Source organism: Galbibacter sp. PAP.153 (genome assembly GCF_037029175.1).
GTDB lineage: Bacteria > Bacteroidota > Bacteroidia > Flavobacteriales > Flavobacteriaceae > Galbibacter > Galbibacter pacificus.
In genome coordinates this window covers 93,989-112,714 of record NZ_JAZEUN010000012.1, presented here as the reverse complement: position 1 = coordinate 112,714, position 18,726 = coordinate 93,989, and the positions used below count along the sequence as shown (strand labels likewise).

Sequence of the window (18,726 nt, the reverse complement as noted above, 5' to 3'; positions counted from 1 at the left end):
TATTTCGGTGTTTCGGTTTATTATTCATTATGGCCTTCATTTTATTGCCCCGGTACTTATTGCACATTTTTTATTTAGAAAGGATTTTATAAAGGTTAGCCTTATTTTATTGCTTGGGATTGTTATAGATGTAGATCATCTTTGGGCAAGTCCTGTTTTTGATCCCGACCGGTGCAGCATAGGCTTTCATTTTTTTCATTCTTATATAGCAATTGCGCTGTACCTCCTCTTGCTTTTTTTTAAACGGACAAGGATATTCGGGATAGCATTACTGCTCCATATACTTGCGGATATTGCAGATTGCCTGTTGATGTCATAATATTATTTTTGGTTAGTTATAAGATTAAATCCTCCTTAGAAAAAGAGGAACAGTCTTACTTCAAAAGTATAATGAAATATAAATAATATATGATGTATAAATACATTGTTTTCTTGTAACATCTTTACCACCAAATGGCATTGTACTTACTTACGCATATAACATACATAAACTAAACTTAAATCTTTAACTGGGAAATCACTGGATAATGATCGGAAAGCAATTCGTAACGGTTTTTATGGGAAATTACCGGGATTGCCTCATCAACTAAAATAAAATCTATCCTAAAAGGAAAATATTTAAAATAATAGGTTTTTCCCGTTCCACTGCCTTGTTCATCGAAGGTATCTACGTCGTTCCCTTTTATCTGATTATAAATTGCAGAATATTGATTGTTGTTTAAATCGCCGCAAGTAATGGTTTTATAAGGGCATTTTTCTTTATGCGATACAAAAATATTGGTCTGTATTTGCTGTTTGGAAAACACCGCCCCCATGCGCCTTGCCAATCGTCCTGAATTTTCCTGGGAAATTTCTTCGTCCTGTGGGTTTATATGAAACGATTGCATGTGCAAATTATATACCCTTATGGTGTCGTTATCCTTGACAATATCGGCATAAATGGCATTGTTCCCGGAATTGGGGAAATTGAGCGAACCTTTGTTAATAATTGGAAATTTTGAATAAATGGCCTGCCCGGTCTCTTTGGTTTTATATTTTACAAACCGGTACGGGTAAAACTTAAATGCCTTTTCCTTGGTGTAATAAAACTCCTGTAAACACAGTATATCGGGATTTTCTTGCTTGATGACTCCCAAAATATCATCAAAAACACCATCCTTGCCAATCCATTTATAAACATCAAACACACGTACGTTGTATGTCATTACCTTGAGCGCCGAACTGGTTGCCACATTTTGTTTTCCCGAAAATTTGTATAAGGAAGCCACTTGCTGATAACCCAATAGCAATACAAAAAAAGACAACAGCCATTGTTTTTTCAGCCTGATTATCCAATACCCCATAAAAAGGATATTTAAGATGATTAAAATAGGAGTGGCCAAACTAAAAATAGCAATCTTGGGAAATGATTTTATGGGTACATAAGGAACCAACAAACTTAGCAATAGCAGAAAAGCAAAAACCGAATTAACAAGAAATAATGTTTTATGAAACCAGTTAAGCTTTTTCATCATCGGTTGGTTGGTTATTGGTTGGTTTATTTATTCTTTACCGGCCTTGAACAGAAAATCCTTTTCTTCCTTGGACAGGCTTTCATAGCCGCTTTTGCTTATTTTATCGAGAATGGCGTCAATTTGTTTTTGGTGTTCGTTCCCGGAAGCCTTATTGTTTCTTGAAGCTTTTGGCCGTTGTTTATTTTTATGTACCGTTTTTAATGGGGATTTCTTGCTTTTGGAAAACATATTTCCCACGGACGACATCAGGTTTGAAAACCCAGCTCCGATATCGGTACCCTCCTGAAGCTTTTTTGCATAAACAAAACCTAACAAAGAGCCTCCCAAATGTGCTATATGGCCGCCCGAATTTCCCAACGGTAATTGTATAAGGTCCAATAGCACAAATAAGGCGCCAATATACCATAGTTTTATATTGAAAAATATGATTCTTACCTCTTGGTTGGGCAAATAAGTACAAATAAATATCAATATGGCCATAATAGCAGCCGAGGCGCCTATAAGCGAAGAATTAATACCCGAAAATGCAGGGAATATATTGTAGCTCAACAAAAAAAGTATGCCCCCGCTAATGGCCCCTAAAAAGTAAACATTCAAAAAATATTTTTTGCTTAACAGATTTAAAAATATCCTGGATGAAAAATACAACAATATCATATTCCAGAATATATGCATAAACCCTCCGTGAAAAAAGGCATAGGTTACCAAAGACCACGGCTGTAAAATAAACACATTAAAGCTTTTTGGAAGCTCGAACCAACGCATTATATAATCTCCCGGTAGCTGTAAAAGAAACACCAACAATGTATCAATAATAAAGATAGCAACATTGATCACAATGATTTTTTCAGCAATATTCAATGTTGAAAATTTGTATCGTATGTCGTTTGTTATCCCCATGATTTAGGTTTATTGACCGTTTTTATTATTTTTTGGCACTATCTGTCTTTCGTTATTCCTTTTTCAATCCCAACGGTTATTTTTAAACTGGTTGCGTTTCCAGTACCACATCATGATAAATCCAAATATGGCGCCTCCAACGTGTGCAAAATGCGCTATACCGCCACCGAAGACCGAAAATCCCGTAACGCCCGAAAACAAATCCAATAGAATAAGTCCGGGAATAAAATATTTTGCCTTAATCGGGATGGGTAAAAATATAAGCATGAGCTCGGCATTGGGGAACATCATCCCAAAGGCTACCAATACTCCATAAATGGCCCCGGAAGCACCCACGGCCGGCGTCATATATGCCCCTAAAAAATTCTGTAATGTGCTTTGCGGAATGGCATTCTGCCAGGCTGTATCAAATTTTCCCTGACTGATTATGTCCATAATATTGGCCTGGTTAAATCCTGCATTTAACAATGCTTGCATTCCTTCATTAAAATAATAGTAATTAACCAATGTATGAATTAACGCAGCACCCAGACCGGCAGAAAAATAAAAGAAAAAGAACTTGTTACGGCCCCATATCTGCTCCAATGGCGTACCAAATGCCCAAAGTGCATACATATTGAACAAAATATGCATAAATCCTCCATGCATAAACATATGCGTAACGATTTGCCACAGCTGAAAATGTTCGTTTTTAGGAAACCAAAGCGAAAAGAGATCGTACATTTGATCTCCCAACAATTGTGTAGCTATAAAAAACAACACATTAATTATCAATAAATGCTTTACAGCATCGGTAATTCTGCCCATTATTTGGAATTTATCTTAATATTATAAAAATTTTTTATCTATTTCTTCAACCGACATTGTTATATATGTGGGCTTGTTAAACGGCGACACCGTGGGGTCTTTGGTTGCAAAAAGGTTGTTTACCAATGCTTCTTGTGAAGCTGCGTTTAATATTTCCCCGCTTTTTACGGCCAAGGTCTTACACATTGCCTTTGCCAAAATATCGGCTTGCGAGAATGAACTTTCCGGTATTTCCGATTGAAAATCGGACAATAACTGGTCTACCACCATTGCCACTTCGCTTTCTGAAATATTGAGCGGAATCCCATTTACCGCCACTTCATCATCCTTAAAATTAGAAAAAATAAAGCCTGTATTCTCCAAACTGTCCTTTAATTCTTTTAATAATTCTATTTCGGTGCGCGAAAAATTCAGTTTTAAGGGAAAAAGCAATTGTTGGCTCACGCCCTTGTCTACCGTAATATTTTTTAAATACTGCTCGTACAACACCCTTTGGTGTGCCCGGTGCTGGCTAATTATTACCATCCCGGATTTGATGGTGGTAACAATATATTTTTTATGGAGTTGATACGTGGCCGTTGAAACTTCATCTTCTTTTTCGTTAAAAAGTGACCCTGTAACTTCTTCTGATTCAAATTCAATGGAACTAAAATCCGATTTTTTTTCCAGCCCAACATATAAACTTTCCCAACTGTTGTTTAATCGTTCTTTTTTGGGGTAGCTTACAGAAACTTTTCCTTTATTTTCTTTTTCAAAAGGGTTAAAGTCCGCGTCCACTTCCACGGTTGGAAAATTTACATTCTTAGATTTATAACCATAAGGAGTATCCAAATTGGAGTCCCGTTCAAAATCTAAAACCGGGGCTACGTTGAACTGCCCCAGACTATGCTTTACAGCCGACCTCAATATGGCATACATGGCATGTTCGTCATCAAATTTAACTTCGGTCTTTGTAGGGTGGATATTGATATCGATCCCCGATGGATCTACTTGCAGAAACAGGAAATAACTCGGGTGTGTCTGTTCTTTGATCAGCCCTTCAAAAGCGGCACAAACTGCATGGTGCAAATACGAATTTTTTATAAACCGGTTATTCACAAAAAAAAACTGTTCGCCCCTGGTTTTTTTGGCAAACTCGGGCTTGCAAATAAAGCCCTTTAAGTTTACCACTTCCGTTTCTTCTTCAACGGGAACCAGTTTTTCATTGGTTTTTCCTCCAAAGATATGAACGATCCTTTGCCTTAAGTTAGAAACCGGAAGGTTGAAAAGTTCGCTTCCGTTATTATAAAATTCAAAATGAATGTCTGGGTGCGCCAGTGCCACCCGATGGAACTCGTCGATAATATGGCGCAGCTCTACTGTATCTGACTTTAAGAAGTTTCTGCGTGCCGGAATGTTAAAAAAAAGATTTTTTACCGATATGGAAGTTCCCTGCGGTGTTACGGTAACATCTTGCCCTACAACCGTGCTCCCTTCAATTTTTATTTGAACGCCAACCTCTTCATCTGCCTGCCTTGTATTCATTTCCACATGGGCAATTGCGGCAATAGATGCCAGTGCCTCACCACGAAATCCTTTGGTATGCAATTGAAAAAGGTCTTCGGCAGCCTTAATTTTTGAGGTTGCATGCCTTTCAAAAGACAAGCGTGCATCGGTCTCGCTCATTCCCTTACCATTGTCGACCACTTGAACAAGGGTCTTTCCCGCATCTTTAATAATTAATTTTATGGAAGTACTCCCGGCATCAACGGCATTCTCAATGAGCTCTTTAACAACAGAAGCTGGTCTTTGTACCACCTCTCCTGCTGCAATTTGGTTGGCAACATGATCCGGTAAAAGCTGAATAATATCCGCCATTAAAAGAGTTTATCTAAATTAATATACCGAACCGCAACCATGGCAAACATGAGCAGTAAAATAAGGATTACAATAAATCTAAATCGGGAATTTGTGTCCACGGAAGGTTTTCGGGTCGATTTCCAGTCTTCACGGTAGCTTTTCCTTCTGTAGCCTTTAAAATAATCTTCGTTGCTTCTATTCTCCTTACTTTTTTTAAGCTCCTCCAAACGTTCTTTTCGTTCATCGTAATATCTTGGGGTATAGCTATACCCTTTTGCAGATCGTTGTTTAAAAAGTGTTGGAAGCCTCACGGTTTTATATTTACAGGTTATAATTTTTGATGGTTTTATTTAAAAAGCCCCCATCAAAAACAATAATTATATGCTAATTATCAAAATTACTTAAAAACAAAGAGAATCGAGGCTTTTAACTCCTAAAAATTGTTAACAATACCGCTTTACATTACGAGCTTTAATACTATTGTTATGCGGTTGTGTTTTTTTGTTCGGGCATGGAGCTTGTTGAAGATGAAAGAAAAAAACAGAAGAAACCGTTAATTTCCAAGAACTGCCATTTGAATGGCCGCTATGGCAGCCTCTGTTCCTTTATTTCCATGTTTGCCCCCGCTCCTGTCTATGGCCTGTTGCATGGTATTGTCTGTAAGGACACAAAAAATTACGGGCGTATTGTATTTTACGTTCAGGTCTTTTATCCCTTGTGCGGTGGCACTACAAACAAAGTCGAAGTGTTTGGTTTCCCCTTGAATTACGCTTCCTATAACTATAATTGCATCGGGTTCGTGCTTTAAAATCATTTTCTTCGCACCGTACGTAAGTTCGAAACTTCCGGGAACGTCCCATCGGATAATATTTTCCACTACCGCGCCACAATCGAGCAAGGCACTTAATGCCCCATTGTATAAACCTTCGGTTATTTTGCCGTTCCATTGAGAAACAACAATCCCAAACCGAAGGTTCTTCGCATTTGGGATTGTTGTTTTATCGTAAACTGATAAATTTTTATTTTCAGTAGCCATATTATACTCTACATTAATTGCTGCCCTTTAGTCGATAAAGGACAAAAGAAATAACAATCGATTATTTATTTGGCAGTTTCGGCCTTACCAATATAGATATCAATGGTTCTTCCTTCTTCAGAATCTGGATATTCATCTTTAATCCTGTTGAAATTTTTCAAGGCTTTATCTTTATTGCCTTCTTGCATTGCCATTACACCGGATTTGAATAAAAATTTGGGGGTGGTAAAGGCATTATCAGAATGTGCAATGGCCTTTTCGTAATACTCAAGCGCATCGCTTTCCTGACCCAATTGAACAAAAGCATCACCTATCCCACCTTTGGCAAGGGCCCCTAAAATAGGGTCATCTGAGTCAAAGTCTTGAAGATATTTTATGGCTTCATCATATTTTCCGGTATTCAAATATGCCATTCCGGCACTGTAATGTGCTAAATTAGCGGCTTTTGTACCACTGTAATTATCAATAATGTCCAGTAAGCCATATTTTCCTTCTGCACCGTTTAGGGCAAGCCCGTACAAAGAATCTTTGGCCGTACTGTTCACGGCCTCGTCAAAATATTGTTGGGCGAAAAACATTTCGTTGGAAGCTTCTGCCTCTTTTGGCCTCATTACAAATTGCTGATATGCCAAGAACCCCAAAACCACCAAAGCAATTACACCTATGGCGCCAAGAATTACTTTTTGGTTTCTAGCTACCCATTCTTCTGTCTTACTAGCACTTTGGTCTAAAGTACTAAAAACCTCTTCGGTCGTGCTATGCTCGTCGTGAGCTGAAGTTTCCTCCTTACCGGTTGGTTTTTTATAACCTCTTTTCTTATATGTTGCCATATCTCATTTTTTTAAGCCTCGCAAAAATAAAATTTTTATTCAAATAGGAAAGGGAATTTATTTGATTATTTTCAATAATTTGCAACTTCTTACAAGGTACTAAAATCTTAATAAAAGCAGAAGGTCCATAATGCAGTTGCAAAAATTATCGGTTATTAATTTTAAGAATTTTACTTCACAGCGTTTCGAGTTTGATGCCAAAATCAATTGTTTTGTAGGTCAAAACGGTATTGGCAAGACAAATGCACTGGACGCTATTTACCTGCTTTCTTTTGGGAAAAGCTATTTTAACCCTATTGCCTCACAAAATATAAGGCATGGAGAGTCGTTTTTTGTAGTAGATGGTGGTTTTCTAAGGGGAGAAAAGGAAGAGAACATTATTTGCAGCTTAAAAAAGGGGCAAAAAAAGACCATAAAACGCAACGGTAAAGTGTATGATAAATTATCTGACCATATTGGCTTTATACCATTGGTGATTATATCTCCAGCCGACAGGGACCTTATTGTTGAAGGAAGCGAAACCAGAAGAAAATTTATAGACAGCGTTATCTCCCAAAGCAACAGGCCATACCTACAAAACCTTATTAACTACAACAAAGTACTGGCGCAAAGAAATTCCCTTTTAAAATATTTTGCGCTCAACAATACTTTTAATACAGACACTTTAGCGGTATACAACCAACAGCTTAACGAATACGGAAGCAAGATATACCGGGAACGGAAGGCCTTTTTAGAGGTTTTTATCCCGATTTTTAAAGAGCGGTACACGGCCATTTCAGGGGGACAGGAACAAATTGACCTCTCGTACCAAAGTCAGCTGCACGAACAACCGCTTGCCGACCTTTTTCTTGAAAACCTCAACAAGGACAAAGCCTTGCAATATACTTCGGTAGGCACGCACAAAGACGACCTTAATTTTGAAATTGAAGGTTTTCCCATAAAAAAATTTGGTAGCCAAGGACAGCAAAAATCCTTTTTAATTGCACTAAAACTGGCACAGTTCGATTTTATAAAAGCACAGGCCGGACATACCCCCATACTCTTATTGGACGATATTTTTGACAAGTTGGACGAAAACCGCGTTAGCCAGATTATTGAACTGGTAGACCAGGACGAATTTGGTCAAATATTTATAAGCGATACGCATTACGAGCGTACCGAAAATGTGGTCAAGCAAACACACCAATCGTACAAAATGATTGGTTTGTAAAAATTTATCTTCAACCTATACAGTTAATTTATTTTTTAATGTAAATTTGCAGCTTCATGTGGCAATGAGGCCTGCCTTGAACCGCTTTATAAAAGCTGATGGCTTCTACTTTAAATGGCTTATGCCAAAGTAGAATTGTATATAAAAACGCCATATGAACATTCTCAAAATTAAAAATTTCTTGAGCTCTTTTGAGCAAATCCCTTCCTTGATTTATTTATTAAAATGGATTGTAATATGTTTATTGCTGGGAATTGTAGCCGGAAGTATTTCTGCATTTTTTCTTATCAGTTTAAACTGGGCAACCGGATGGAGAGAATCACATATATGGATTATCGGTCTTCTTCCTGTTGGCGGTTTGATTATTGGGCTATCTTACCATCTTTATGGAAACAGTGTCGTAAAAGGAAATAATTTATTGTTGGAAGAATTTCATTCACCTAAAAAAATCATTCCGTTTAGAATGGCACCGCTTGTTTTATTTGGCACTGTTGTTACGCATTTGTTTGGGGGTTCTGCGGGCCGGGAAGGTACGGCTGTACAAATTGGAGGTGCAGTTGCAGATAGATTTACAAAAATCTTTAAACTCTCCAAAAGAGACAGGAGAATTGTATTAATTGCTGGGATTAGCGCAGGTTTTGCTTCGGTTTTTGGAACACCGCTCGCCGGCGGTATTTTTGCTCTGGAAGTGCTTGTTCTGGGCAGAATAAGGCTTGATGCCATTATACCAAGTTTTATGGCAGCGGTATTTGCCGATTACTTTTGCAGGATCTGGAATGTTGGACATACACATTACCATATTAAAACAGTTGCAGAAATAAACCCTGAAAACGTATTATGGGCTTTATTGGCAGGTATTTTATTTGGTTTGGTAGCGATGCTATTTTCTAAATCCACACATTTTTGGAACAGCCTATTTAAAAAATTTATTTCATATCCTCCACTGCGCCCTGCTATTGGGGGTGTTATTTTAGCAATAGCTATTTATGCAATGGGGACTACAAAATATATCGGGCTTGGAATACCGACCATTGTGGATTCTTTTAATATCAAGCTTAATTCTTATGACTTTTTGTTAAAGCTATTATTCACATCTTTTACTTTAGGAGCCGGTTTTAAAGGAGGAGAAGTAACACCCCTTTTTTATATTGGGGCGGCTTTAGGGAATGTTTTGATATGGTTTATCCCGCTACCAATGGGCTTATTAGCCGGAATGGGCTTTGTGGCTGTTTTTGCTGGAGCCACCAATACTCCTATTGCATGTACCGTAATGGGCATTGAATTATTTGGCGTAGAATCTGGAGTATTTATTGCCTTGGCCTGCAGTACAGCCTATCTATTTTCAGGTCACTCAGGGGTATATTCTTCACAAATAATAGGAAGCCCTAAACACACCTCATTCATTAGGGAAAAAGGCTTGCATTTGTCTGAAATTAAAAATAAAAGAAATAAAAAATGAACAACATAATTACCATTAGAATTTATTTCGAATATGGCCAGAAAATAAAAGACCGTTCTTTTTGGAAAAAAATATATGCCCCTGATTTTTCTACAGAACTGATAAAGCGGGCCAAAGCTCTTGACCTGTACCAGGTTTTAAACATCAACATCGGTAAAGGGTATTTCAATAAGGAAAAAATCAATTGGGGCATTGGAGAAACCCGTCATTATAATCATCCACATTTAATAGAAATTACAGATAATGAAAAGAAAATAAGCGCTTTTTTGGAACAAGAAAAAGCATTGCTCCTAAAAACCAATGTAATTATCGTAAAAAATGAAATCCTAGTTCACCCATAAAATGAATTCATCGGAATACCCTCACATCATTATAATGAATTCTAAAGTTATATTTTAAGATTCTTCCATATAAAATTGCAGGGTTTTTAAACAGTATGCGCTAAACTTTTACCTAACTTTGTAATTGGCACAAAAACATTTGTATTGAAATTAAAAATAGTTATCGGGTTAAGCTTTTTACTTTTGGGCTGTTCCCAACAAAAAATTGAAAACCTTAGCCAGTTAAACGGCTATTGGGAAATCGAGAAGGTTACCTTCCCTTCCGGGGAAAGCAAAGGATATAAGGTAAATACGGTTATCGATTTTATTCAGGTAAAAAACGATTCGACCGGGACCCGTGAAAAAGTAATGCCACGATTGGACGGCACTTTTATTTCCATGAACGAATATGAAAGCTTCAGTATAAAAAAAGAAGACGGGCAATTTTTTATGGTCTATAATAATGAAGAGGGGTATAGAAAAGAACAACTTGTTAAATTAACCAAAGATATTTTTGCCGTTAGTAACGACCAGGACAAAACCTATTTTTACAAACGCTTTGAAAAATTCTCATTAAAAAAGGGCTCCGCGGAGCATTAAAACATTAGCTCATTTAACTTATATAAAATGTCCAAAAGACGCAACGAATACATATCGCTTAACGAAGCTTTAAAAGAATTTGTTCAGGAAAACAAGTTGGATAAAGGCATGGATAAAGTCGATGTAAAAAATGCATGGCAAAAACTTATGGGCAACGGCGTTAACAATTACACAACGCAAGTAGTGCTAAAGCGCAATGTGCTTTATGTGTCTTTGTCTTCGGCCGTATTGCGGCAAGAACTGAGCTACGGGAAAGAAAAAATTGTAACAATGCTCAATGAGGAGCTGGGCAAAGAGGTGGTCAAAAGTATTGTTTTAAGGTGATTGTTGTATTAATTAGGTACTAGGGACTAGTTTAACGATCGTTGAAGAATTTAAACTTTTGAACCTTTGCAACTTTGAAACAAAAACCTGAAACCTTGAATAACAGTGACCAGGGATAAGGGACCAGTTATTTGTTAATGGTTAATTGAACTGTAAGGAGATACGTTTTTATTGAATACTACTGTGCTAACCATAAAAAAACTCCATCACTTTACAGCAATGGAGTTTCACTATTTTTTTCTTGCTTAAAAAACTTCCCTTCCCGAAAAATGGAAAGCGCCTTCAATAGCTGCATTTTCATCGCTATCGGAGCCGTGAACGGCATTTTCACCAATGGAGGCCGCGTATAATTTACGAATGGTACCCTCGGCAGCTTCATCTGGGTTGGTAGCCCCGATAAGCGTTCTAAAATCTTCTACTGCATTGTCTTTTTCAAGAATAGCCGCCACAATGGGGCCGCGGGTCATAAATTCAACCAATTCCCCAAAAAACGGGCGCTCTTTGTGGATTGCATAAAACGCTTCTGCATCACGCTTGCTTAACTGCGTGTATTTCATTGCAACGATTTTAAACCCTGCTGCAGTTATTTTTTCAAGAATAGCCCCTATATGTCCGTTTTCTACGGCATCAGGCTTAATCATTGTAAATGTTCTGTTTGTTGCCATTTTTCAATAAAATTTTGCAAGCCACACTGGGCTGCATCCTAATTTGTATTTGTTTGGCGCTATTATTTATGCCAAACATCCCTTTATGGGTTTTTTAAATTTGCGGCAAAAGTAAGGGTTTTATATTTATTTTTACTTTCTGATGGAAAAAAATAAAGACTTTTAATCAAAGGGAGGGCTACCGAATTAAGGTCATTGCATAAAACAGGCATCAATACCCCTGCTCCAATTCGTTTAAAACCCGGTTTCCGTTTCCTATCATTTCCATGGTTACCCTGTGGTTTTTCATATTGAGTTTTAACAGGCCAAAGCTCTTTTGAATTACCACTTCTCCTACCCTATATGGGTTTTCTTCTCCCGAATAGGCTTCATAGGTATGTGTAAGCCCACTGGAAGTAAAGTCTATTAACGGGTAACTTAAATCGCTAATGTTAATTTGAGAAAATTCAGAAATATGGCGATCTCCAGAAAGCATGATAACCCTTTGGGCGCCACTGGATTTTATCAATGTAAACAATTTTTCAACTTCGCCCGGGAAATTGCCCCATGTTTCAAAGCCGTGTTTATTGGACAGCACCTGAATACTGCTTACAATAATATTAAAAGTTGCCGTGGAGCCATTTAGCTCGTTGGCCAACCAGGCCCATTGCTTTTCCCCAAGTATGGTTCCCACGCCCTTTGGGTTTGGCATAAAGCGCTTACCGTCATCGCCCAGGTTTTTGGTAAGCGGGCTCCTAAAATAGCGTGTATCCAGCACAATTACCTTTACATCGCCCGCTGTGGTATGGTATGTTTTGGCATTGTATACCCCTTCTTGGCTCCTTCTCGGGTCGTGTTTTGGCACATCCATAAAATTTAAAAAAAGCTCCTGTGCCTCTTTCTTCATCTTCCAGTCGGCACCGCCATCGTTTACGCCATAATCATGATCGTCCCAAGTACCAATTATGTCCATGTGCTTCTTTATTTCCTTATAGCCGTCTTGGTAACGCTGTTCTTCATAATCTTTGCGCATTTCGCGCACGTTATCGGTATCAGAATATATATTATCGCCACCCCAAATCCATACGGCCGGTTTGTTTGCAAGCACATCGTCCCACAATAAATTTTGTTCGCCCTGCTTGTTGCAGGAACCAAAGGCGATAACGAAATTGCCCTCGGAAAGCGCATAGGTACTATTTTTTACCGATTTGCACCCGAAGCAAAGCAAAGCTGCCCCAAAAACACAGAGTATTACACGCATAGATATAGTTTATACTTACAAATGTACTATTCCTTTTTCAAGTTTTCTATTATTAAATTGTATATTAGCCCACAATGGAAAAAAGTAAGATAAAAGAACTAAAAAAGGTACTATCCTCACCAAAAAAGATAGTTGTTATCCCTCACAAAAACCCAGATGGCGATGCCATTGGATCCAGTTTAGGGGTGTACCATTACTTAAAACAAAATAAACACGATATTAGTATAATTTCCCCCAATGATTATCCCGATTTTTTAAAATGGATGCCCGGCGAGGAGGTCGTTATCAAGTACGATGTCCAAAACGATATTGCCTGCAAGAAGATAAAAGAAGCCGAACTGATATTTACCTTGGATTTTAATTCGTTGAGCAGGATCGATGAAGTTGCCAACGGCTTAAAGGCCTTTACGGGAGATTACGTTATGATAGACCATCACCAGGCGCCCGATGATTATGCAAAGTATACCTATTCTGACACGTCCATGAGCAGCACCTGCGAAATGGTATATAATTTTATCGACTTTCTGGGAGAGGCCCATAAAATAACTGCCGAAATAGCCACCTGCCTTTATACCGGCATTATGACAGACACCGGTTCTTTCCGGTTTCCGTCCACAACCAGTGCCACGCACCGCATTATTGCCAATTTAATTGATTATGGCGCCAAAAATGCCCTGATCCACAACGATATTTTTGACACAAATTCACTGGACAAGCTTCATTTATTGGGCTGTGCACTTAAAAATTTGGTAGAGCTGCCGCAGTACCATACCGTTTACATAACCCTTTCTAAAGAAGAACTGCAACAGTTCAACTATAAAAAAGGCGATACCGAAGGCTTTGTAAACTATGGCCTTTCCTTAAAGGGAATAAAATTTGCAGCTATATTTATTGAAAGCGCCCAAGAGAACATTATAAAGATATCGTTACGCTCCAAAGGCGATTTCTCCGTGAACGAATTTGCCAGAAAACACTTTAATGGCGGAGGCCATATAAATGCCGCCGGGGGAAGGAGCGAAATGTCTTTAGAAGAAACTACCGCATTTTTCGAAAAAACCCTGAAAGCATATAAAGAAGAACTACAATGACAAAAACCTGCTTAATTATATTTGCCCCGCTATTAATGCTGGTGGCCTGCAAACAGCCTGAGGCCCGGCGGCCCGTGAGCGCCAAAACGGGCTCTTTTATGCGGACCTCTATTGAAAGGAACAAAAACCTGCTGGATTACGAAGAAAAACGTATAGACAGTATTATTGCCAAAGACAGCCTGCACCAATACCACGCATCTTCCAATGGGTACTGGTATTATTTTGACATTAGGGACGGTACGCAAAATTATGTTCCAAAAGAAGGAGACCTAGTAAAAATTAATTACGATATTAGGTCGCTCTCCGAAGAAACCATATATTCAAGTGAAGAAATCGGGGAAGTACATTTTAAGGTCGACAAGGAAGACTATTTTCCGGGGCTGCGCACCGCCGTAAAGCTGCTTAAAGAAGGCGAAAAGGCTACTTTTTTGTTCCCTTCGTCACTAGCATACGGATATCATGGCGATGACCAGCGGATAGGCACCAATCAACCTATAAAAAGTACCATTACGCTTATCGATATTATCGAAAAAGCATCAGACAGTATAAAAACAAATAATTAAATATAAATTCAATGAAAAAATTAAGTTTTATTTTCATTTTGGCCATTGTGCTTACCTCTTGTTCAAGCTCTAAATACTCCGATCTGGGAGATGGTTTGTATGCAGATATCCAAACCACCAAAGGAGATATGATTGTAAAACTTTTTTATAATCAAACCCCAATAACCGTAGCCAATTTTGTAAGCCTTGCCGAAGGGACCAATACCTATGTGAGCGATACGCTTAAAGGCAAATTGTATTACGATGGGGTAACCTTTCACCGCGTAATCAAGGATTTTATGATACAAACGGGCGACCCAACTGGCACTGGAAGCGGGAATCCTGGCTATAAATTTAAAAACGAAATTGTTGACAGCCTAAAACACGACAAAAAAGGAATGGTTTCCATGGCCAATGCAGGCCCCGATACCAATGGGAGCCAGTTTTTTATTACACACAAGGCAACCCCTTTTCTAGACGGGAAATACTCTATTTTTGGTGAAGTTGTAGCGGGACTGGGAGTTATAGACAGTATTGCCAATGTAGAAACCTCGCAAGACCCGGCCAATAAAGACAGGCCCATAGACACCGTTAAAGTCAACCATGTACAAATAGTCCGGGTTGGAAAAGAAGCCAAAAGTTTTGACGCCTCAAAAGTATTTGAAGACTATTTTGCCGAAGAAGCCGAAAGACAAAAAGCTATTGAAGATGCCAAAAAAGAAATAGCCAGCGAGTTTGAAGCCCAGAAAGAAGAAGCCCAAAGCAGCGAATCCGGACTGCATTACATCTATATAAAAGAAGGTACCGGCGAAAAACCAAAAGTAGGGCAAACAGCATTGATTGATTATGCTGGGTATTTTGAAAATGGAAATGTTTTTGATACCAGTATACTTGACATTGCAGAAAAATTCGGCAATGTAAACCCTGGCAAACTGGACAGGGGCCTGTACAAACCCGCACCAATGGTAATAAGCCCCGACGCTACCTTGATCCCGGGCTTTAAAGAAGGCATCATGATGATGAAAGTAGGAGATAAACTACGCTTGTTTATCCCTTCTTACCTAGCCTATGGCGATTCTGGTTACGGGCCCATTCCACCAAAAACAGATTTGGTTTTCGATCTGGAAATGACGGGCATTCAAGAATAGAAAAGAACTCCTGTATAGAAAACCCGAAGAACTTATACACACCCCCGCCCGATGGCAAAATCCATCTGGCGGGTTTTTTATATCTCCAGACAGGTTGGTCGCCGTATCGGTTGGGGGTCCAAGAGATTTTTTAGTCCTTTTCATTAAATGTTGCCACCTAATCAATGAAGGAACATCGGCCATAACAGTACCTGATGTACGGGAAGTTGCAATTCAGAATTATGTTAACAAAAAGAAAGCTCTTGAAAAAGATTCTTTTAATGAAAGTAACACATTAGAATCTTATATTAATTTCTTAAGAGCTGCTATTTTTCTCAAAAAAAGACATTTTTTTTAATTGAAAATGATCGCCTAAACAAAGCAGAATTCATCAATCAAGCTATCAAGGAACTTGTGGGTTTAAGGTTTCTACACGTTAGAGAAAATAACACAAGCGCTGCCCCTGACTAAATAGCCAATAATCATTTTCGCTACACATGCAGTTATTTATGCTCCATTTTTAATCCTTTACGGGAATTTCCTTTAGTATCTCTTTTAAGAATTTCCAGAATTTTTCTACCGAGGCAATATGGGCCCTTTCATCGGGGGAATGTGCTCCTTTTATGGTTGGCCCAAAACTAATCATGTCCATTTCGGGGTAATTTTGCCCCAATATACCGCATTCCAATCCGGCGTGGCAGGCAACCACTTCCGGGGCTTCTTTAAAGAGTTCTCGGTATTTTTCATTAAGCACCTTTAGTATGGGGCTGTTTACGTTGGGTTTCCATCCCGGATATTCCCCGCTATACTTTACCTCGCAACCACACAGCTCGAAAGTGGCCCTTAACGAGTTTGCCATGTCTATTTTGGAGGTTTCTACCGAAGACCTTGTTAAGCAAAGCACCTTAATTTTCCCTTCGCCTATTTTAACACGTGCAATGTTATTGGAGGTTTGTACCAGATTTTCCATATCGGGACTCATAACATACACACCATTATGTGCTGCATACAGTGCCTTTGTAATGCCTTCCTGAACGCCAATATTCATTACCTTATCGGGGGTGTCGGTAGCTTCGGCAGAAATAAACAAGGAGGGTTCCATGGTTTTGTACTCTTTTTTTATTGAAGTGGCCAATTGGTTAAACTCCAAGGCAAAGGCATCATGATGGATCCTGTCCACAACTACAATGGCTTCACTTTCCCTCGGGATGGCATTTCTAAGTCCGCCCCCGTCGATCTTGGCAATCCTGAGTCCAAAATTTTCAAACCCGTCAAACAACAACCGGTTCATTATTTTATTTGCATTCCCAAACCCACGGTGGATATCCATTCCGCTATGCCCGCCTTGCAGGCCTTTTACAGCTATTTTATAGGCCGTAACATCTTCCGGGGTTGTTTCTTCTTCATATTTTCTGGAAGCGGTAATATCAATGCCCCCGGCGCAGCCTATATCTATTTCGTCGTCTTCCTCGGTATCCAGATTTAAAAGTATATCGCCGGCAAGCAGCCCTTCCTTAAGGCCTTGGGCACCTGTCATCCCGGTTTCTTCATCAATGGTAAAAAGCGCCTCGATGGCAGGATGCGCTATTGTTTTGCTCTCCAAAATGGCCATTATGGCCGCTACGCCCAAACCGTTATCGGCCCCTAAAGTTGTTCCTTTTGCCTTTACCCAGCCATCTTCTACAAACATTTCTATTCCCTGGCTACTAAAATCAAAAACAGTATCGTTGTTTTTTTGGTGTACCATATCCAAATGCGATTGCAGTACCACCGTTTTCCGGTTTTCCATGCCGGGGCTTGCCGGCTTTTTTATAATTACATTCCCTACTTCATCCTTAAAAGTTTCCAAATCAAGCTGTTTTCCAAAATCGAGCATAAAGGCTATTACCTGTTCTTCTTTTTTAGATGGTCTTGGTACCGCATTTAGGTCGGTAAACTTATTCCAAACTTCTTCGGGTTGTAGTTCTCTTATTTCTGAATTCATTAATGTATACTTGTTTTTTACAAAAATAGGGATTTTTAACAGCCCTGTGCCTTTATAAAAAAGAAGTTCTCTTATTTGTTTGTTAACTGTTTTAATAAACTGCAACTTATTTCTATTTTTGACTTTATGTCCGATCGGGTTAAAACCATTTTAGCTTTATCCATTGTTCCTCAAATCATCTTCGTGAAATGGTTGGCGGGATATCCTTGGTTTATTGAAGAATACTACAGTACTTTGGTATATCCAATAATATCCAAAGGCTTTCGCTACGTCTTTGGCTGGGTCCCTTTTTCGGTGGGCGACATTTTGTATACCATTTTAGCCGTATTGATAATTAGGTTTTTAATTTTAAAGGGAAAGATGTTTTTTAACAGTACCCGCTATTTTCTCAGGGAAGTCATGCTTGTGGTTTCGTTTGCGTACTTTGTCTTTCATGTATTTTGGGGCTTTAATTATTACCGCTTGCCCATCCATAAAAAACTAAAAATAGACAATGAATATACTTCTGAGGAACTCTATGCTTTTACCGAAAAATTAGTTGCCAAAAGCAACTCCATACATAGCAAACTGGTTGATTCGGACACCATTATTGTTAAAATTCCATATTCGAAAAAAGAGATTTATGGCATGTCCATAAACGGTTATCAAAACCTGGTAAAAAAAATCCCGGATTTTCAATACCATCCCAAAAGCATTAAAACTTCGTTATACAGCACGGCCCTGACCTATATGGGGTACAGCGGTTACTTAAACCCTTTTACCAACGAGGCACAGGTAAATGGCCTACAACTTGATTTTAAGTACCCTACCGTCAGCTGCCACGAAGAAGCACACCAAATTGGGTATTCGGCGGAAAACGAGGCCAATTTTATCGCTTTTTTGGCGGCTACTTCAAACAACGACCTTTATTTTCAATATTCGGGTTATATTTATGTACTGCGCTATTGTTTAGGTGAAGTAAAAAGGCGGGACATTAAAAAATTTGAAGAATTCAACGGTAAAATCCATCCAGGTATCATTAAAAATTACATAGAAGTCGCCAATTTTTGGCGTCGTCATAAAACCAAGGCCGAGCCTGTTTTTAAAAATACGTTCAACTCTTTCCTAAAAGCAAATAATCAAAAAGAAGGGCTAAAAAGTTACAGTTATGTAGTAGCACTGCTTGTAAATTATTATAAAGACAAAAATTTATAGATACACTCGTAAAATAACCGTTTTCATCTAAAAAATTTTAAATTTAC

20 protein-coding genes and 1 riboswitch are annotated in these 18,726 nt (G+C 38.6%); of the genes, 10 read left to right on the top strand and 10 right to left on the bottom strand.

Annotated elements, in window-relative coordinates; all coding sequences use genetic code 11:
* The first annotated feature begins 7 nt into the window (after positions 1-7).
* A complete protein-coding gene (locus tag UXI14_RS09570; RefSeq protein ID WP_335965953.1) occupies positions 8-319 on the top strand; it encodes a DUF6122 family protein in 312 nt (103 codons plus the stop codon).
* A gap of 178 nt (positions 320-497) precedes the next feature.
* On the opposite strand, the gene UXI14_RS09565 is transcribed toward UXI14_RS09570, so the two are convergent.
* The 7 genes from UXI14_RS09565 to UXI14_RS09535 form a co-directional block, all read right to left on the bottom strand.
* Positions 498-1,514, bottom strand: coding sequence for an endonuclease/exonuclease/phosphatase family protein (locus UXI14_RS09565; RefSeq protein ID WP_335965952.1), 1,017 nt, complete (start codon positions 1,512-1,514; stop codon positions 498-500).
* 27 nt (positions 1,515-1,541) lie between these two features.
* Positions 1,542-2,414, bottom strand: a complete 873-nt coding sequence (locus UXI14_RS09560) for a rhomboid family intramembrane serine protease (protein WP_335965951.1) — start codon at positions 2,412-2,414, stop codon at positions 1,542-1,544.
* A 63-nt stretch (positions 2,415-2,477) separates the two neighbouring features.
* Positions 2,478-3,221 (bottom strand): rhomboid family intramembrane serine protease, encoded by a 744-nt coding sequence (locus UXI14_RS09555; RefSeq protein WP_277898582.1) that lies wholly within the window; start codon positions 3,219-3,221, stop codon positions 2,478-2,480.
* A 21-nt stretch (positions 3,222-3,242) separates the two neighbouring features.
* Positions 3,243-5,078 carry a DNA mismatch repair endonuclease MutL gene (gene mutL, locus UXI14_RS09550; protein ID WP_335965950.1) on the bottom strand — a complete coding sequence of 612 codons (1,836 nt, stop codon included), beginning with the start codon at positions 5,076-5,078 and terminating at the stop codon, positions 3,243-3,245.
* On the bottom strand, positions 5,078-5,371 hold the full coding sequence (locus UXI14_RS09545; protein WP_277898580.1) for a hypothetical protein: 294 nt from the start codon (positions 5,369-5,371) through the stop codon (positions 5,078-5,080). The genes mutL and UXI14_RS09545 overlap by 1 nt, the downstream gene beginning before the upstream one ends.
* A gap of 242 nt (positions 5,372-5,613) precedes the next feature.
* Entirely contained in the window at positions 5,614-6,096 is a 483-nt protein-coding gene (gene ribH / locus UXI14_RS09540) for a 6,7-dimethyl-8-ribityllumazine synthase (protein WP_335965949.1), read from the bottom strand.
* Between the two features lie 65 nt (positions 6,097-6,161).
* A complete protein-coding gene (locus UXI14_RS09535; protein ID WP_335965948.1) occupies positions 6,162-6,926 on the bottom strand; it encodes a tetratricopeptide repeat protein in 765 nt (254 codons plus the stop codon).
* A 130-nt stretch (positions 6,927-7,056) separates the two neighbouring features.
* On the opposite strand from UXI14_RS09535, the gene UXI14_RS09530 reads away from it, so the two are divergent.
* The 5 genes from UXI14_RS09530 to UXI14_RS09510 all read left to right on the top strand — a co-directional run bounded on the left by UXI14_RS09530 (position 7,057) and on the right by UXI14_RS09510 (position 10,839).
* Positions 7,057-8,136 (top strand): DNA replication/repair protein RecF, encoded by a 1,080-nt coding sequence (locus UXI14_RS09530; protein WP_277898577.1) that lies wholly within the window; start codon positions 7,057-7,059, stop codon positions 8,134-8,136.
* 51 nt (positions 8,137-8,187) lie between these two features.
* Positions 8,188-8,251: riboswitch (Fluoride riboswitch) on the top strand.
* Positions 8,252-8,290: 39 nt separating this feature from the next.
* Positions 8,291-9,595 (top strand): voltage-gated chloride channel family protein, encoded by a 1,305-nt coding sequence (locus UXI14_RS09525; RefSeq protein ID WP_335965947.1) that lies wholly within the window; start codon positions 8,291-8,293, stop codon positions 9,593-9,595.
* Positions 9,592-9,936 (top strand): hypothetical protein, encoded by a 345-nt coding sequence (locus UXI14_RS09520; RefSeq protein WP_335965946.1) that lies wholly within the window; start codon positions 9,592-9,594, stop codon positions 9,934-9,936. Before UXI14_RS09525 ends, UXI14_RS09520 begins: the two co-directional genes overlap by 4 nt.
* 144 nt (positions 9,937-10,080) lie before the next feature.
* Positions 10,081-10,515 (top strand): hypothetical protein, encoded by a 435-nt coding sequence (locus UXI14_RS09515; protein ID WP_277898574.1) that lies wholly within the window; start codon positions 10,081-10,083, stop codon positions 10,513-10,515.
* 27 nt (positions 10,516-10,542) lie between these two features.
* Positions 10,543-10,839, top strand: coding sequence for a DUF721 domain-containing protein (locus UXI14_RS09510; RefSeq protein WP_277898573.1), 297 nt, complete (start codon positions 10,543-10,545; stop codon positions 10,837-10,839).
* Positions 10,840-11,084: 245 nt separating this feature from the next.
* Here UXI14_RS09510 and UXI14_RS09505 read toward each other — a convergent pair whose 3' ends face one another.
* Together UXI14_RS09505 and UXI14_RS09500 are read right to left on the bottom strand one after the other, a co-directional pair.
* Entirely contained in the window at positions 11,085-11,504 is a 420-nt protein-coding gene (locus UXI14_RS09505; RefSeq protein WP_277898572.1) for a nucleoside-diphosphate kinase, read from the bottom strand.
* 211 nt (positions 11,505-11,715) lie between these two features.
* Positions 11,716-12,744, bottom strand: a complete 1,029-nt coding sequence (locus UXI14_RS09500) for an alkaline phosphatase D family protein (protein WP_277898571.1) — start codon at positions 12,742-12,744, stop codon at positions 11,716-11,718.
* Positions 12,745-12,818: 74 nt separating this feature from the next.
* Here UXI14_RS09500 and UXI14_RS09495 point away from each other — a divergent pair, with 74 nt between their 5' ends.
* Genes UXI14_RS09495 through UXI14_RS09485 form a run of 3 tightly spaced genes read left to right on the top strand, consistent with a single transcriptional unit; the run spans position 12,819 to position 15,522 of the window.
* Positions 12,819-13,832, top strand: coding sequence for a bifunctional oligoribonuclease/PAP phosphatase NrnA (locus UXI14_RS09495; protein ID WP_335965944.1), 1,014 nt, complete (start codon positions 12,819-12,821; stop codon positions 13,830-13,832).
* A complete protein-coding gene (gene gldI, locus UXI14_RS09490; RefSeq protein WP_335965943.1) occupies positions 13,829-14,395 on the top strand; it encodes a gliding motility-associated peptidyl-prolyl isomerase GldI in 567 nt (188 codons plus the stop codon). Before UXI14_RS09495 ends, gldI begins: the two co-directional genes overlap by 4 nt.
* Before the next feature lie 11 nt (positions 14,396-14,406).
* Positions 14,407-15,522, top strand: a complete 1,116-nt coding sequence (locus UXI14_RS09485; RefSeq protein ID WP_277898568.1) for a peptidylprolyl isomerase — start codon at positions 14,407-14,409, stop codon at positions 15,520-15,522.
* Between the two features lie 499 nt (positions 15,523-16,021).
* On the opposite strand, the gene UXI14_RS09480 is transcribed toward UXI14_RS09485, so the two are convergent.
* Positions 16,022-17,485, bottom strand: coding sequence for an aminoacyl-histidine dipeptidase (locus UXI14_RS09480; RefSeq protein ID WP_335965942.1), 1,464 nt, complete (start codon positions 17,483-17,485; stop codon positions 16,022-16,024).
* Positions 17,486-17,668: 183 nt separating this feature from the next.
* Between UXI14_RS09480 and UXI14_RS09475 the strand changes: the two genes are divergently transcribed.
* The gene (locus UXI14_RS09475; RefSeq protein ID WP_335965941.1) at positions 17,669-18,679 is read left to right on the top strand and encodes a DUF3810 domain-containing protein; all 1,011 of its coding nucleotides are present in this window, start codon (positions 17,669-17,671) and stop codon (positions 18,677-18,679) included.
* Positions 18,680-18,726 lie beyond the last annotated feature (47 nt).

Excerpts from the sequence above, each read along its gene's own strand:
- UXI14_RS09485 (WP_277898568.1), top strand. The coding sequence starts at position 14,407 with ATGAAAAAATTAAGTTTTATTTTCATTTTGGCCATTGTGCTTACCTCT.
- UXI14_RS09530 (WP_277898577.1), top strand. The coding sequence starts at position 7,057 with ATGCAGTTGCAAAAATTATCGGTTATTAATTTTAAGAATTTTACTTCA.
- UXI14_RS09510 (WP_277898573.1), top strand. The coding sequence starts at position 10,543 with ATGTCCAAAAGACGCAACGAATACATATCGCTTAACGAAGCTTTAAAA.
- mutL (WP_335965950.1), bottom strand. The coding sequence starts at position 5,078 with ATGGCGGATATTATTCAGCTTTTACCGGATCATGTTGCCAACCAAATT.
- UXI14_RS09495 (WP_335965944.1), top strand. The coding sequence starts at position 12,819 with ATGGAAAAAAGTAAGATAAAAGAACTAAAAAAGGTACTATCCTCACCA.
- UXI14_RS09535 (WP_335965948.1), bottom strand. The coding sequence starts at position 6,926 with ATGGCAACATATAAGAAAAGAGGTTATAAAAAACCAACCGGTAAGGAG.
- UXI14_RS09555 (WP_277898582.1), bottom strand. The coding sequence starts at position 3,221 with ATGGGCAGAATTACCGATGCTGTAAAGCATTTATTGATAATTAATGTG.
- ribH (WP_335965949.1), bottom strand. The coding sequence starts at position 6,096 with ATGGCTACTGAAAATAAAAATTTATCAGTTTACGATAAAACAACAATC.
- UXI14_RS09505 (WP_277898572.1), bottom strand. The coding sequence starts at position 11,504 with ATGGCAACAAACAGAACATTTACAATGATTAAGCCTGATGCCGTAGAA.
- UXI14_RS09525 (WP_335965947.1), top strand. The coding sequence starts at position 8,291 with ATGAACATTCTCAAAATTAAAAATTTCTTGAGCTCTTTTGAGCAAATC.
- UXI14_RS09500 (WP_277898571.1), bottom strand. The coding sequence starts at position 12,744 with ATGCGTGTAATACTCTGTGTTTTTGGGGCAGCTTTGCTTTGCTTCGGG.
- UXI14_RS09565 (WP_335965952.1), bottom strand. The coding sequence starts at position 1,514 with ATGATGAAAAAGCTTAACTGGTTTCATAAAACATTATTTCTTGTTAAT.
- gldI (WP_335965943.1), top strand. The coding sequence starts at position 13,829 with ATGACAAAAACCTGCTTAATTATATTTGCCCCGCTATTAATGCTGGTG.
- UXI14_RS09560 (WP_335965951.1), bottom strand. The coding sequence starts at position 2,414 with ATGGGGATAACAAACGACATACGATACAAATTTTCAACATTGAATATT.
- UXI14_RS09480 (WP_335965942.1), bottom strand. The coding sequence starts at position 17,485 with ATGAATTCAGAAATAAGAGAACTACAACCCGAAGAAGTTTGGAATAAG.
- UXI14_RS09520 (WP_335965946.1), top strand. The coding sequence starts at position 9,592 with ATGAACAACATAATTACCATTAGAATTTATTTCGAATATGGCCAGAAA.